Annotated in this window: 15 protein-coding genes, 2 tRNA genes and 1 other RNA gene; 12 read left to right on the top strand and 6 right to left on the bottom strand. The window is 49.1% G+C overall.

The features are described 5' to 3' along the window. Positions 1–34 precede the first annotated feature (34 nt). Together ACI2NF_RS07030 and rnpB are read right to left on the bottom strand one after the other, a co-directional pair. Positions 35–700: an HAD family hydrolase gene (locus ACI2NF_RS07030; protein ID WP_400211272.1), complete on the bottom strand. Its 666-nt coding sequence runs from the start codon at positions 698–700 to the stop codon at positions 35–37. Between the two features lie 34 nt (positions 701–734). Next, positions 735–1,028: RNase P RNA component (gene rnpB, locus ACI2NF_RS07025), an RNA gene on the bottom strand. Positions 1,029–1,078: 50 nt separating this feature from the next. Between rnpB and ACI2NF_RS07020 the strand changes: the two genes are divergently transcribed. From ACI2NF_RS07020 to ACI2NF_RS07010, 3 genes are all read left to right on the top strand, one after another. Continuing rightward, on the top strand, positions 1,079–2,266 hold the full coding sequence (locus ACI2NF_RS07020; protein ID WP_400151699.1) for an FprA family A-type flavoprotein: 1,188 nt from the start codon (positions 1,079–1,081) through the stop codon (positions 2,264–2,266). An 85-nt stretch (positions 2,267–2,351) separates the two neighbouring features. Then, positions 2,352–2,438: transfer RNA gene (locus ACI2NF_RS07015), tRNA-Leu, on the top strand. A 159-nt stretch (positions 2,439–2,597) separates the two neighbouring features. Further along, entirely contained in the window at positions 2,598–2,936 is a 339-nt protein-coding gene (locus tag ACI2NF_RS07010) for a zinc ribbon domain-containing protein (protein ID WP_400149534.1), read from the top strand. A 77-nt stretch (positions 2,937–3,013) separates the two neighbouring features. Here the strand turns inward: ACI2NF_RS07010 and ACI2NF_RS07005 are convergent, their stop codons facing one another. Continuing rightward, on the bottom strand, positions 3,014–3,697 hold the full coding sequence (locus ACI2NF_RS07005) for an HAD family hydrolase (RefSeq protein ID WP_400211271.1): 684 nt from the start codon (positions 3,695–3,697) through the stop codon (positions 3,014–3,016). Between the two features lie 91 nt (positions 3,698–3,788). On the opposite strand from ACI2NF_RS07005, the gene ACI2NF_RS07000 reads away from it, so the two are divergent. After that, positions 3,789–5,108: a replication-associated recombination protein A gene (locus ACI2NF_RS07000; protein ID WP_400147340.1), complete on the top strand. Its 1,320-nt coding sequence runs from the start codon at positions 3,789–3,791 to the stop codon at positions 5,106–5,108. On the opposite strand, the gene ACI2NF_RS06995 is transcribed toward ACI2NF_RS07000, so the two are convergent. The 3 genes from ACI2NF_RS06995 to ACI2NF_RS06985 form a co-directional block, all read right to left on the bottom strand. Continuing rightward, entirely contained in the window at positions 5,105–6,100 is a 996-nt protein-coding gene (locus ACI2NF_RS06995) for an isocitrate/isopropylmalate family dehydrogenase (protein WP_400211270.1), read from the bottom strand. The two genes, ACI2NF_RS07000 and ACI2NF_RS06995, sit on opposite strands and share 4 nt — an antisense overlap. Beyond that, on the bottom strand, positions 6,100–7,050 hold the full coding sequence (locus ACI2NF_RS06990) for a deoxyhypusine synthase (RefSeq protein ID WP_400196458.1): 951 nt from the start codon (positions 7,048–7,050) through the stop codon (positions 6,100–6,102). Before ACI2NF_RS06990 ends, ACI2NF_RS06995 begins: the two co-directional genes overlap by 1 nt. Before the next feature lie 76 nt (positions 7,051–7,126). Beyond that, entirely contained in the window at positions 7,127–8,683 is a 1,557-nt protein-coding gene (locus ACI2NF_RS06985) for an aldehyde dehydrogenase family protein (RefSeq protein WP_400211269.1), read from the bottom strand. A gap of 84 nt (positions 8,684–8,767) precedes the next feature. Between ACI2NF_RS06985 and ACI2NF_RS06980 the strand changes: the two genes are divergently transcribed. From ACI2NF_RS06980 to ACI2NF_RS06945, 8 genes are all read left to right on the top strand, one after another. Then, positions 8,768–9,190: a hypothetical protein gene (locus tag ACI2NF_RS06980; protein WP_177971517.1), complete on the top strand. Its 423-nt coding sequence runs from the start codon at positions 8,768–8,770 to the stop codon at positions 9,188–9,190. Positions 9,191–9,283: 93 nt separating this feature from the next. Next, a complete protein-coding gene (locus ACI2NF_RS06975) occupies positions 9,284–11,479 on the top strand; it encodes a sodium-translocating pyrophosphatase (protein WP_400151415.1) in 2,196 nt (731 codons plus the stop codon). A gap of 118 nt (positions 11,480–11,597) precedes the next feature. Further along, positions 11,598–12,161, top strand: a complete 564-nt coding sequence (locus ACI2NF_RS06970; RefSeq protein WP_177971519.1) for a DNA-directed RNA polymerase — start codon at positions 11,598–11,600, stop codon at positions 12,159–12,161. Then, entirely contained in the window at positions 12,161–12,352 is a 192-nt protein-coding gene (spt4, locus tag ACI2NF_RS06965) for a transcription elongation factor subunit Spt4 (protein WP_177971520.1), read from the top strand. Before ACI2NF_RS06970 ends, spt4 begins: the two co-directional genes overlap by 1 nt. 5 nt (positions 12,353–12,357) lie before the next feature. After that, entirely contained in the window at positions 12,358–12,858 is a 501-nt protein-coding gene (locus ACI2NF_RS06960) for a GTP-dependent dephospho-CoA kinase family protein (RefSeq protein ID WP_400196454.1), read from the top strand. Continuing rightward, entirely contained in the window at positions 12,855–13,175 is a 321-nt protein-coding gene (locus tag ACI2NF_RS06955) for a 30S ribosomal protein S24e (RefSeq protein WP_400148563.1), read from the top strand. Before ACI2NF_RS06960 ends, ACI2NF_RS06955 begins: the two co-directional genes overlap by 4 nt. Positions 13,176–13,180: 5 nt before the next feature. Next, on the top strand, positions 13,181–13,354 hold the full coding sequence (locus tag ACI2NF_RS06950) for a 30S ribosomal protein S27ae (RefSeq protein WP_400148564.1): 174 nt from the start codon (positions 13,181–13,183) through the stop codon (positions 13,352–13,354). 115 nt (positions 13,355–13,469) lie between these two features. After that, positions 13,470–13,543, top strand: a tRNA-Arg gene (locus tag ACI2NF_RS06945). Positions 13,544–13,565 lie beyond the last annotated feature (22 nt).

Genomic DNA, 13,565 nt, shown 5'->3' with positions numbered 1-13,565 from the left:
GAGTTCAACTCCCTCTTCCAATCTTTATCTGATTTTAAAAACGTCCGATGAGTTCGGATATGTTATTGAGAATCTCTGGTCTATGATCGTATGATTCCCACATGGTGCGGCTGTGCTCATTTTGGGCCAATCCGATGAATGCCGCTCCTGAATCCCTAGCACAGAGATAATCCGTCACAGCATCTCCGACATAGATCATCTCATCGGTTCTTACGCCCAATCCCTTCGCAAGATACTCCATGGCCACAGGGTTCGGTTTCTGTTCACCGACAGGATGGTCATCGTACGCCTCTATCGCATCGAAATATCCTGTAAGGTCGAATCTATCCATGGTCTTGAGGACATACCCTCTGTGGCCTCTCGAAAGAAGCCCTATCTTGTATCCTTTCGATGATATCTCGTCAAGGAGCTCTCTCACCATCGGGAACGGTTTCGAACCAGAGATGTTCAACGTCTCTATCCTCGTGGATTCCTCATTGACCATGCGTTCCAATTCATCAGAGCTGATATCTTTCCCGATCGAATGCAGATAATCGATACCTGCGACCAACATATCCTTCTCGGACATTATATGGGCGAAGACCTTGCTCGGTACACCCAATGATGTCAATACATCATGTTCGACCATCCCCAGTCTAGCATAGTCGATATCACTGTCGATCAAGGTTCCATCCATATCGAATCCGATGGCTTTGAACATGATCGGTCAATGTTCATAGGAGGATATAAGTGTCAGGTGAGGGTAGTAGCCCCCCTTCTGTTTAAAGCGGCATTCAACTTCGCATTCTACCCACGGGTCCCGGGCAGGTCTTCCCCGTTGTATGAACTTGCTCCGATGGGGAGTCGCCGTTTCACCAAATCTCCGGAAATGTCACCACCAGGTGGATCATCCTATGGCCGGAACTGTGTCGTTTCTGAGCCCTTGCCACGACTCTCGCCGTACAGGCTTACGCCTGTCCATCTTGCCCTTGGAGGAGGGAACTTCCTCAGCTGGATCCAGTCCTACCGTCGGCCGCTCTCCCTCTCCTGACATCACGGGTTATCGGATGTAGATATTTTACAGTAACGCAACGACATCATGATTAAATCATCACTGTGCGATACCGACCTCATGATTGCCAAGTTGTCGGATTCGATACAGATGATCACAGAAGAGGATGATGATCTAGACCTCTTTGAATGCAGATACCCTATACCAGATGGTGTAACGTACAATTCGTACGTGATATCCGATGAGAAGATCGCTGTTTTGGATACGATGGACGCACGCAGATCGCAAGCATGGGAACAGGATATATCCGCGATCTTGGACGGTAGTGAGCCCGATTACCTTGTGGTACACCACATGGAGCCCGATCATGCCGCTTGCATAGGGGAATTCTCATCCAAGCATCCGAAGATGAAGATCGTCGGTAACGAGAGGACGTTCAAGATGATCGAACAGTTCTTCGGGAAGGGATTCGAAGACAGGAGATTGATCGTGGAGGATGGATATGTCCTGGAGCTTGGGAAACATTCATTGAAGTTCATAACAACGCCGATGGTCCATTGGCCGGAGGTTATGATGTCGTATGAGGCATCGGAGAAGATCCTCTTCACCGCCGACGCGTTCGGAAGATTCGGACCATCCGATCCGAATTATGATTGGGTCCTTGGCGCAAGGCGTTATTATTACAACATAGTCGGGAAATACGGCCCTCAGGCAGCTAAGGCACTGGAGAAGGTAGCTTCATTGGATGTGAGATCGATATGCCCTCTGCATGGCCCTGTGCTCAATGAGGATCTTGGAACCTATGTCGACTATTACGTCAAATGGGCCAATTACAAGGCAGAATCGAACGGGGTCTTGATCGCATATACATCCGTATACGGTAACACGAGGAAGGCTGCATACGATCTACTCGATATTCTGAAGAAGAAAGGTGTCGAGGCCGAGATCATCGATGTTGCCCGTACCGACGTATCATATCTCATCGAGAAGGCATTCTTCTACAGCAAGATGGTGGTCGCAACGACCACATACGAAGCAGGGATATTCCCTGTGATGGCCAATTTCCTCTTGGAATTGAAGGACAAGAGGTACTCATCCCGTGATGTGGGAGTGATCGAGAACGGATCATGGGCTCCTGCAGCAGGTGCGGAGATAGAGAGGATATTCTCATCGATGGAAGGTGTGAGACTCGTACGTCCGAGGATAACAATAAGGTCAGCAATGAAGGATGAACAGATGGTGGAATTATCCGATCTGGCTGAAAAATTGGCATGAATTGGAAATAATGTGGAAAACATCCTCGATTGAACGTTGTTAAAACCAAAAGCTTATTAATTACGTTCTAATCGGGGGTATGCTTGCAAGGGTAGTCAAGCATGGCCAACGACGCTAGCTTGAGGGGCTAGTCCTTAGTGGTCCGCGAGTTCAAATCTCGTCCCTTGCACCACTTTATCATCCTATTACCACAAGAGCTTGAGCGCTCGACAATGAATCCTGATAGCGTGAGCTGAGATTGAAATTCTGGGATCATGTTGTTTTCTAACTCCATGGTAATGGATAGCTATGTTCAAGAAAACTTTATGAGAACGCAGAAGCATCTGAGATTATGTACTGTCAGTATTGCGGAAGAGAGATTCCGGATGGTGCGGCATACTGCCCTGATTGCGGAAGCAAGGTCGGTCTTGTGCCCTCAACGTACGCTTCACCGTATCCCGTCTACAATCGGATGCCGAAAGAACCATCGACTTTGGGTCCATTCTTGCTAGGGATGTTCCTTGGACTCATCGGAGTCATAGTCGCAGTACTGGTCTACAACGGTAACGATGGCCCATATACGAAGAATCCGACAACTCACGCACTCGTTTGGAGCATATTAGGAATATTGGTCTGGATACCGATAATGATCATTCTACTATCGTTGATGTCGATCGGGTCATCAGTGTGAATCAGAGATGAAGTTTAACGAGAAGGGTCCATCTGAAGTATTACATCAGTGTTGATTTGGAATCTGCTACTTCACATTCATGCCATCAATGATCTGTAGAAATCGGTGATCGAATCGAATTCGACCTTCACGCCCTCTTTCATCCAATCATCCGATCTGAATGCACCAGTGGTGACCGCTATGAAATCGGTGCCCGCATCCTTGGCGCATCTGTAGTCCATACCATGGTCACCGAAATAGAGTATCTCATTCGTCTTCACATTCAATCTATCTGCCATGTGCTGCATCGCAATAGGCGAAGGTTTCGATTCCTCCTCTGGGTAATCATCCCTTGCGATGAGACAATCTATCCTCTTCAGTGAATCACACTTCTTCAATACGGCTTCGGCATATTCCCTGCACCCTCTAGTCAATACACCAGTGGATAGGCCGAAAGAATGGATCAGATCCAACAATGGATTCGTTCCATCGAATGGTCTAGCCTCATCCACCCTCTCCATCTCGATGTCACGTGCCATCTTGGATATGTTGGCCCCTATCTTGTAGATGTCCTCGACCTTGTTGTGCTTCTTAAGGTATTCAATGCCGGAATCTATGTTGAATTTGAAACTCTCGCTGCGATCGATCGCAGTCTCCGGAACCCCGAGTCTGACCATCTCATCGAATGCAACATTCGCCATCTTGACATAATCGACTTTCGTATTGAGCAATGTTCCATCCATATCAAAACAGACGGCCTTGTATTTCGGGTTCAGCTTCATTGGTTGATGGTATGTGATAACATGGATTTATATCCGTTCTCTGTACCGTCGAACGATAGGTTATAATCGCATCCTGTAGATATGGCGTGACATGGATCTGTTCGATACTACGAGGAAGGAGATATTGGCCAGGGAAGCGCCCCTTGCGAATCGTATGAGGCCAAAGACCATCGAGGATGTGGTCGGACAGGAACATATCCTTGGAAAGGACAAACTTTTGTATCGTTCGATCAAGGCCGATAGGATCAGTTCTTTGATATTCTATGGCCCTCCAGGTACTGGGAAGACGACCTTAGCACAGGTCATAGCCAATACGACAAAGGCGGATTTCAGAGAGATGAACGCCACATGTGCTGGAAAGAAGGATATGGAGGATGCGGTCAAGCATGCGCAGGACATACTGGGCATGAACGGGAGAAGGACGATACTATTCATCGACGAGATCCATCGTTTCAACAAGGGTCAGCAGGATTACCTATTACCATTCGTCGAGAACGGCACCATAATACTCATCGGCGCTACGACAGAGAACCCATATTTCGAGGTGAATCGCGCATTGATATCACGCTCGATGGTATTGGAACTCAAACCGTTGGATCGTGAGGACATCATCACGATATTGAAACATGCGATCTCCGATGCAGATAACGGATTGGGGAAGGAGAAGATATCCATCGATGATGATGCGTTAGTATTCTTGGCCGATATGTGCAACGGCGATGCTAGATCGGCGTTGAATGCATTGGAGATAGCATTCCTCACTACAGATCGTGATGCTGATGGTTCCATCCATATAGACGTGGATGTCGCATCATCATGCATACAGAAACGCATACTCGGATACGACAAGGACGGGGACAATCACTACGACACGATCTCTGCTTTCATAAAGAGCATGCGCGGCTCTGATCCAGATGCCACCGTGTATTATCTGGCTAGGATGTTGTATGCAGGGGAGGATGTGAAGTTCATCGCAAGGCGCATAATGATATGCGCCTCCGAGGACGTATCCAATGCCGATCCCCAAGCTATCATCATCGCTACGGCAGCCTCACAGGCCGTCGAGCGGATAGGTATGCCTGAGGCCAGGATAATCCTAGCACAAGCCGCGATATACGTCGCATGCGCCCCGAAGAGCAACTCATCCATCACAGCGATAGATGCTGCCATGAACTCGGTCAAGAATGAGCCCATGGGGCAGATCCCGCCATATCTGAAGGATGCACATTACAGCAGTGCGAAGGAGTTGGGCCGTGGATTGACGTACAAGTATCCTCACAACTATCCTGATCACTATGTGGAGCAACAATATCTTCCAGATGCTGTCAAGGATCGCAAGTTCTATGAGCCATCCGATAGTGGATATGAGAAATCGATAAAGAGGTTGTTCGAGAGGATAGGTAAACGTTAGTTCGGATTCTCGCAGATCTTCACTATCTGTTCTATGAATCCATACGTACCCGTTCCGCCGCCGACATCAGGCGTACGGAATCCCCTCTTGTATGCAGAACGTATGGCTTCCCACAGTTTATTGCCTTCATCCTTGTATCCAAGGAAATCAAGCATCATGGCTGCGCATCTTAGGGATGCCGTCGGATTCGTCGCGTTATATCCTGCAAGGTCAGGATTGGATCCATGGAGCGGTCTGAACAATCCTCTCGTCCTATTGATCGTCGCACACGGTACGAGATATGTGCCGCCTGTCAGCTTCGCCACCATCTCCGATAGCACATCGGAGAATGGACTGTATGAGATCACTGTATCGATCGTGTTGGGTTTGGTCAGGATCCTGGAGGCCAACTCAGGGATGCTCACATCATCGGATGATATCGAAGTACCAACCATGCATCTGTGGAATGATTCGATGGACATCGACTCCATCTCACTCGCAGGATCGCCCTCATGCGCAAAGAGGATCGTTTTGGAATCATTCCTTTCAGCATATTCCCTCGATGCGATGAATGTCCTGTCCATCTCTGAATACAGATATGATCTGGTGACATCGACGCTATCTATGTCGTTGATCTCTGTTACGTTGACATCATCAGAAGCGTTCCTTATGAACGTGGCATCGATGTCGATCGAACTCAACTCAGGGATTATGGATTCTATGCGTCTTATATTCAATTCCAATCTCATCCTTCTTTCAATCTCCGTTATAGGATTCCTGAAGGATCTGTCATCGGTAGGGATGGTGATGCCGCCCATCAGGACGGCATCACATTCGTCGATGATCTCAAGTGTCGATACAGGGAGTGATTCCCCAGTCCTTTTGTAGCATTCGTAGCCGCAGTCAGCGGAGATCATGTCGATATCTCCGGTCAGTGCCTTGAGCACCGATACTGCGGCAGTCGTCACTTCAGGACCTACGCCGTCACCTGAGAGCACCGCGATCTTCTTCATCAGAGCCTATCCTCAACGGCTGCCATGATGAGCGGGAGGTTGATCGTAGCATCTCCTTCCACGGTCATCTTCTTGGCATTGGCCTTGACCTTACCCCATGAGACGGCCTCTCTGATCTGTGCACCGGAGAGTGAACCGTCGTATTCCTGTGCTGTCGTGAGGTAGATCGCATAATCCAATCCTCCGCGGAACTGATTCCACCAGATGACGTGGTGTTTCGAGATACCTCCGCCGATGATGATCGCACCCGTGTTCTTCGCCTCATCCGTCATCTCGCTGAGCATCTGCTCATCAGCGAAGAGATCGATCCTGAGCTTTCTGTGCATCTGGTAGTACATCCAGAGCTGACATCCGAATGAACCGTCCGTGATACCAGGGACGACTATGGGTACGTTGTGTTTATGACATTGATACAGAAGTGAGTCCTCATCATCGAGTCTCGCACCGACCTGATCTATGATCTCGTGTGTGGACAATGATGTGGTGTCCTTGAAGATGTCATCGAACATAGGGAGGAGGTTATCCTCAAGAACGATACCATAGCAGTCGTCGGGTACGAGGACGTTACCGAGCCTGCTGATACCATTATCCCTGAGTTTCGCATCATCCATCAAGAAGTCGCCTTTGTAGTATGAGGCCCATGTCCTTGAAAGGTCGTGGTCCAATGTTCCGCATGTTGTGATTATGACATCGATGAATCCTTTCTTCACCATGTCGACGATGACACCGCGCGTACCTGTCGCCATGATGCATGCAGGGAATGACAGGATGCGAAGACAATCCTTCTTCTTGAACATCTTCTCTACGATGTCAGCGGCATCTGAGAGTTTCTGTGCTGTGAATCCGCCTGATTTTCCCATCATCTTGACGAGATCATTGGCCGTCATCCCTTTCTTGATCTTGATATCCTTGACTGCAACGAGTTTCTTGTTATCAAAAGTTGCTACCATGATACTAACTTCCGTTATGCGGTGGTTACGGCCTCTTATTAATTAAGTTTATCAATTGACCAAAGAAGGATCGAATTCAATCCTTCTTCCTGAGTAACGGTAATGCATGCAAGAAGAAACGGATGAGTCCTCTCTTACTTCCGAAGAGACTTTGCGTCATCTCGGTCTGTATGTCCGTACCCTCTTTCGTGTACGGTGTCCACCACGGATCATTGCTCCAAGCACCCTTATCCTCATGCAGATGCTGTATCTCCATCAGACTCAGGAATCCTTCCTCGCCATGGCTCTTCCCGAATCCGCTCATGTGTGTCCCGCCCCATGGGAGCGAAGGCATACCATAGTTGTACAGCAGGTTGTTCACGTTGACCATGCCCGAATTCATCCTTCCTGCCAATTCATGTCCGTATTGGATATCCTCAGTCCATACCGAACCGCCAAGGGCATACGGACAACTGTTGTTGAGTTCTATAGCTTCATCGTCATCATCGAATGGAACTATCGTTGTGAATGGCCCGAACACTTCGGTCGTGTACAGTTCGCTGCCAACAGGTATGTCGGTGATCACGGCAGGTTCGAGGAACCATCCCTCGAGTCCTTCCACTCTCTTGCCTCCATATACGACATTTGCACCGAGTTCTTTCGCTCTTTCAACAGCATCCAGTACGTCATGCATCGCCCTCTCATTGATGACAGGTCCGATGGATATCGTCGGATCGTTGTAGTCATATCCTATCTTCAGCCCTTTCACTCTTTCTACGAATCTTGATACGAAATCATCATAGATCGAACTGTGGACCATGATCCTCTGCACTCCGACACATACTTGCCCAGAGTTCACATAGGATCCCCAGACGGCAGCTTTGATCGCTCTATTGATGTCAGCATCCTTCAGGACGATCATAGAATCGCATCCTCCGAGTTCAAGGGATACAGGAGTGAGGTTATCCGCGGCTGAACGCATTATGCTCATACCCGTATCAGTTCCACCCGTGAACATGATCCTTCTCACCGAGGGGGATTGCACCAATGCATTGCCTATCTCCGAACCATGGATGCAGATGACGAGATCATCAGGGAATCCTGCTTTTTTGAATAGTGATGATATCAACTCTCCGCAGAGAGGCGTCTCGGATGAAGGTTTGAGTATGACTGAATTCCCGACGGCAACGGATGACATGCATTCTGTGAACGGGATGCAGATCGGGAAGTTGTATGGCGATATGCAAGCGGTGATACCCGCGGGTTTGTATCTGATGTAGGATCTGCGCCCCATGGCACGCATCATCATATCCATGGGTTCTATCTTCCTGCGTATCTCGAATTTGAATCTGTTGAGCCAATCGGCACAGTACTTTGCATGCGCTGATGATACAAAGAATTCCGTGTTGATGCATTCCGCCTTCGGTTTACCCGTTTCCTTATGCACAGTGAGTCCGAGTTCTTCCACATCATCGGCGATGATCTTACTCAATCTTCTGAAATACTCGCTCCTTCTCTTTGGAGGTATCTTAGCCCATTCCCTCTGTGCCTTATCACTCCTTTCGATTATAGAGTCGATTTCCGACACGTCTATCGTTTCAACAGAACCTATCTCTTCGGTGGTCGCAGGGCAATAAGATTTCAGTATTCCCATGGAACTCTGTATGTCCGCATGGTTTAATTTGATTATCCGCGTCCATAGGTGTCTTTATTACATGAAGTAATCATGTTATACAGCATGATGTTGATGGAGAGATGCTGTGATTATCCCGAACTACTCGAATCGTTGAGAGGGAGATCGGTACTGATATGGTCGTGCTCCATATGCGCATCATTATGCAATGGCATAGGCAGCAAAGCATCGGCGGAATCATTGTCTGATAGGCTGACATCCGATGGGATAGATGTGAAAGGCATCATCATGACCGGTGCAGCATGCATAATGAGTAAGGTCAGATCCACGTCGGACGATTCTGGAATCGATGGTTCGGATGTCATACTGGCTCTGTCATGCAACATGGGTGCCGATAACATTTCTCGCGTGACCGGCAAGGATGTCATGAACCCCATCATCACCATCGGTTACGGATATCTCGATGATGACGGGATACCTCGTCTTCCTGACGGTTCTACGTTATCATCGAAATCATCTCCGTTCTGAGTTTATATAAATTATTTACCTATCCTTTTTATACAACAACGAATGTTGGGGGCTCAGCAACATTAGGAGTTAACTATAATGATTGAGTTCACCATGGACAACTTGTTGTGGATGGTACCTGTCGCTGCAGTTATCGCCTTGGTGGTTGCCGCTGTTTTCTTCAAACAGATATTCTCGAAGGACAAAGGAACCCCCGAGATGCAGGCAATCTCCGATAAGATCGAGGAAGGAGCTATGGCTTACCTCGCAAGGCAGTACAAGACTATCGCTATCATCGCACTTGTTGTTGCTATCATCATCTTCGCAGTAGGATTCTGCGAGGATTTCAAAGACTACTTGAACGGAAAGGTCGCAGTAGCGTTCCTCATCGGTGCAGGATGCTCGATCCTCTCCGGTTACATCGGAATGAAGGTCTCTGTCAATTCCAACATCAGGACATCGGCTGCAGCAACACGCTCGCTCGATGAGGCATTCAAGACATCATTCCGCGGAGGAGCGATCTCAGGAATCGCAGTGTCCGTCCTCTCACTCGCAGGACTCTTCGCTGTGTTCTTCCTCTACGACATCTGGTGTGACGGCGATATGACCGCTACACTCCACTCGGTCGTAGGTTACGCATTCGGTGCATCTATGGCAGCTCTCTTCGCACAGCTCGGAGGAGGTATCTACACCAAAGCCGCAGATGTCGGAGCGGATCTCGTCGGAAAGGTCGAGGCAGGTATTCCCGAGGATGACCCCAGGAACCCCGCTGTCATCGCAGATCTCGTCGGAGACAACGTCGGTGACTGTGCAGGACGTGGAGCAGATATCTTCGAATCCACAGCCGCTGAGATCATCGGTTCGATGGTCATTGGTCTTGCAGTCGTCAAGCTCTCAACAGTTGGGATCTTCAACAACAACTTCATCTACCTTCCGCTTGTCATCATGGCATTCGGACTCATCGCATCCTTGGTCGGAATCTTCTGTGTACGTCTCAAGGATGAGGATGCAGACGTCATCAAGTCACTCAACCTCGGTTACTATGTGACTATGGCCCTCGTCATCGTTACGATGATATTCTCATGCTATTGGCTTCTCAATGGCGACAACGGCCTCACACAGATCGGTGGATTGTCAGTGACGGTCAACTGGTGGATGTTCGCAATCGCTGGAATCGTCGGTATCGCACTTGGACTCGTCGTCGTCTATGTCACACAGTACTACACAGGCGACCACAAACCAGTCAAGACGATCGCGGAACAGTCCGAATCAGGACCTGCAACGAACGTCATCATGGGTCTCTCGGTCGGTATGGAGTCCACAGTCATTCCTGTGGTCTGCATCGGTATCGCAATTATCGCAACATTCCTCCTTGGTTACTTCGCCATCGATGGAGCATTCGTCGACTCTACATACAAGATGACGATGGGACTTTACGGAACAGCGATCGCAACCGTCTCTATGCTCGCATCATCCGCATTCATCCTCGCAGAGGATACGTTCGGACCGATCACGGACAACGCAGGCGGTATCGCGGAGATGTCCAACCAGCCTGAAGAGGTAAGGAACAGGACAGACAAGCTCGATTCCGTCGGTAACACAACAAAAGCACTCACGAAAGGATACGCAATGTCATCCGCTGCACTCGCAGCATTCCTTCTGTTCGCAGCATTCTTCGAGATCGTTGCCGAGCACAACGGAACAACGATCATCGCTGAGATGAACCAGGTCGTTCTTGGAAATCCCCTGATCTTCGTCGGAGGACTCATCGGAGCAGCACTCGTGTTCTTCTTCGCATCACTCGCTATACGTGCAGTTGGAACGGCTGCCGGTGAGATGGTCCAGGAGGTCCGTGAGCAGTTCAAGGATGGAAAGATCATGGCTGGAGAGAAACAGCCTGAATACGGAAGGTGTGTCGATATCGCAACGAAATCCGCCCTCAGGCAGATGGTCGTTCCCGCACTCCTGCCTATCCTCGTACCTGTCGTCTTCGGACTCCTTTACAGGTACGCTCTGCCTACAGAGTTCCAGGTACTCGCACCCTATGCGGTCGGCGGACTCATCATGGTAGCTACCATCGTCGGTATCCTCATGGCCAACTTCCTCAACAACGGTGGAGGAGCATGGGATAACGCAAAGAAATACATCGAGACCGGTGCACACGGAGGAAAGAAGTCACCTGCACACGCAGCAGCTGTTGTCGGTGATACTATCGGTGATCCGTTCAAGGACACTGCAGGACCTTCGATCCACGTTCTGGTCAAACTGCTCTCGACCATCTGTTTGGTCACAGCAGTCCTGTATCTCTAAACAAGTTTAAGGGAGGTAATCCCTCCCTTCATTTCTATACTATATTCTTATACGCGTATGCGTGTAATCAGCTTTATATAAGAGGGCTTTAATCTCCAGCCATTCAAGAGGATATCCTATGTACATGATAACACAGGCCGAGAGGGTAGTGCGCATACCTCCAGCAGATCTTGGTGAAGACATAGACAAAGTCATCGATGCCCTCACATGGGATTCATTCGAAGGACAGATCGGACCTAACAAGGAGATAACTATCCTTGTACAGGATGTCGAGACCATTGGACCTGGACGTATCGTTCATGGAGACGGAGCGGTCTATCAGACGGTCAAATTCAATCAGCTCGTATTCAAACCGAAAGAGAACGAGATCATCGAGGGTGAGGTCGTAGAGATAGTCAAATTCGGTGCTTTCATCAGATTCGGTCCGTTGGACGGACTCCTTCACGTGAGTCAGGTGTTGGATGACCGTGTCGATATCGATGCAGAGAATCAGAGGCTCATCGGAAAGGACACTGGAAGGACCCTCAACATCGGAGACATCGTCAGGGCAAGGATCGTCAGTATCGACCTCAACGAGAAGAATCCCCAGGATAGTAAGATCGGATTAACGATGCGCCAACCCGGTCTGGGAAGACTCGAATGGATCGAGGAAGACAAGAGGAAACAGGAGGCTGATGCCTGATGGTCGGACCTGTTTACAAAGCATGCAAACAGTGCAGCTTCATCTCTGAAGAGGACACATGCCCCCGCTGCGGAGGACAGACATCCAGAGAATGGCAGGGCTACCTCGTGGTCATAGACTATGAGAAATCCGACATAGCTAAACAGATGGGCATCTCATCCAATGGGAAATATGCCCTGAGGGTGCGTTGATCCAAATGTCCGGCAGAAGGATCCCTGGGGGGAGAAGAGATCTCTTCAAGGAACCGCTGGGCACAGATTTGGATGAAACTGAACTCAAACAACATAACGCTGCAAAGATGATCACTGTCGGGGATGTGGTATCTCTGACGGTGAGGAGGAACGGCATGACGCCACTCCTGTCCATCTATGATGGATACACGGAGAGGCATGAGATGACCGGGTTCGCCACCTATGTCGAAAGTCATGGGTTGGAAGAGAAGGTCATCGTCAATCCTGCAGGTACGGTAACCTGTGAGCTTGAAGATGCCATAAGAAACGCGATTACTGGTGAGGCAGGGATAATACGTGTCGAAGGCGAGGAGGATCTGGCAGTGATGCCGTGTATCCTGAACGCGCCTGATGGCTACGATATCATCTATGGTTGGCCAGGAAAAGGGATGATGTGCGTCACCACGGACGAACACATCCGCAAAAGAGTAAAAGAACTCTGGAATATGATGGAGGACTTTGAATGAAGATGGAAATCAACGAGAAGAAAGAGAACGTCATCCTCAAAAGGACTGAGGTACGTTTCACAATCGACCACAAAGGCGAGTCAACACCCAGCAAAGGCGCTGTCGTTGACGAGCTTGCAAAGAAACTGGATGCAAAGAGGGATGCAATCGTCCTCAACAACATCGATACAGTCTACGGAAGCGGACTCTCCAAGGGTTACGCAAAGGTATACGTAACGAAAGAGGACGCACAGGCCATCGAGCCCGAATACATCCTCAAGAGGAACGGAATCCAGAAGCCCGAGTACAAGGCACCTGAGGCCACAGAGGGACAGTGATTTAGATGGCAGCTAAAGCAGAAGCTAAGAAATCAGTCAAGAAAGGTGACGCATACAAGGATGGACAGAGGACAAAGCCTGTCTGCCCCAAGTGTGGACCTGGTGTGTTCATGGCAACACACGGTGACCGTGTATCATGCGGAAAATGCGGATACACAGAGTTCACGAAGAAAGAGTAAGGAAGGAAAAATCTTCATTCGGTCTCCTCCCTCTCAAGCGGAGACTCAGGATCCCCGGTTCATCGACGGGTTTCAAACCTCTTACCCTTCCCAATTCTTCTACATTAATTTGATTGGACCTGTAGTATAGCTTGGATAGCATTGGAGCCTCCGGAGCTCTCGACCCGGGTTCAAATCCCGGCAGGTCCGCTTCAGATTCAGGTTCGAATCC

Source organism: Candidatus Methanarcanum hacksteinii, from assembly GCF_964305265.1.
Lineage (GTDB): Archaea > Thermoplasmatota > Thermoplasmata > Methanomassiliicoccales > Methanomethylophilaceae > Methanarcanum > Methanarcanum hacksteinii.
Note: the sequence above shows the minus strand (reverse complement) of the source record. Positions and strands in the feature narration are given on the sequence as shown.

Excerpts from the sequence above, each read along its gene's own strand:
- ACI2NF_RS06950 (WP_400148564.1), top strand. The coding sequence starts at position 13,181 with ATGGCAGCTAAAGCAGAAGCTAAGAAATCAGTCAAGAAAGGTGACGCA.
- ACI2NF_RS06995 (WP_400211270.1), bottom strand. The coding sequence starts at position 6,100 with ATGAAGAAGATCGCGGTGCTCTCAGGTGACGGCGTAGGTCCTGAAGTG.
- ACI2NF_RS06955 (WP_400148563.1), top strand. The coding sequence starts at position 12,855 with ATGAAGATGGAAATCAACGAGAAGAAAGAGAACGTCATCCTCAAAAGG.
- ACI2NF_RS06985 (WP_400211269.1), bottom strand. The coding sequence starts at position 8,683 with ATGGGAATACTGAAATCTTATTGCCCTGCGACCACCGAAGAGATAGGT.
- ACI2NF_RS06990 (WP_400196458.1), bottom strand. The coding sequence starts at position 7,050 with ATGGTAGCAACTTTTGATAACAAGAAACTCGTTGCAGTCAAGGATATC.
- ACI2NF_RS06970 (WP_177971519.1), top strand. The coding sequence starts at position 11,598 with ATGTACATGATAACACAGGCCGAGAGGGTAGTGCGCATACCTCCAGCA.
- ACI2NF_RS07005 (WP_400211271.1), bottom strand. The coding sequence starts at position 3,697 with ATGAAGCTGAACCCGAAATACAAGGCCGTCTGTTTTGATATGGATGGA.
- ACI2NF_RS06960 (WP_400196454.1), top strand. The coding sequence starts at position 12,358 with ATGTCCGGCAGAAGGATCCCTGGGGGGAGAAGAGATCTCTTCAAGGAA.
- spt4 (WP_177971520.1), top strand. The coding sequence starts at position 12,161 with ATGGTCGGACCTGTTTACAAAGCATGCAAACAGTGCAGCTTCATCTCT.
- ACI2NF_RS07020 (WP_400151699.1), top strand. The coding sequence starts at position 1,079 with ATGATTAAATCATCACTGTGCGATACCGACCTCATGATTGCCAAGTTG.
- ACI2NF_RS07010 (WP_400149534.1), top strand. The coding sequence starts at position 2,598 with ATGTACTGTCAGTATTGCGGAAGAGAGATTCCGGATGGTGCGGCATAC.
- ACI2NF_RS07030 (WP_400211272.1), bottom strand. The coding sequence starts at position 700 with ATGTTCAAAGCCATCGGATTCGATATGGATGGAACCTTGATCGACAGT.
- ACI2NF_RS06975 (WP_400151415.1), top strand. The coding sequence starts at position 9,284 with ATGGACAACTTGTTGTGGATGGTACCTGTCGCTGCAGTTATCGCCTTG.
- ACI2NF_RS06980 (WP_177971517.1), top strand. The coding sequence starts at position 8,768 with ATGATGTTGATGGAGAGATGCTGTGATTATCCCGAACTACTCGAATCG.
- ACI2NF_RS07000 (WP_400147340.1), top strand. The coding sequence starts at position 3,789 with ATGGATCTGTTCGATACTACGAGGAAGGAGATATTGGCCAGGGAAGCG.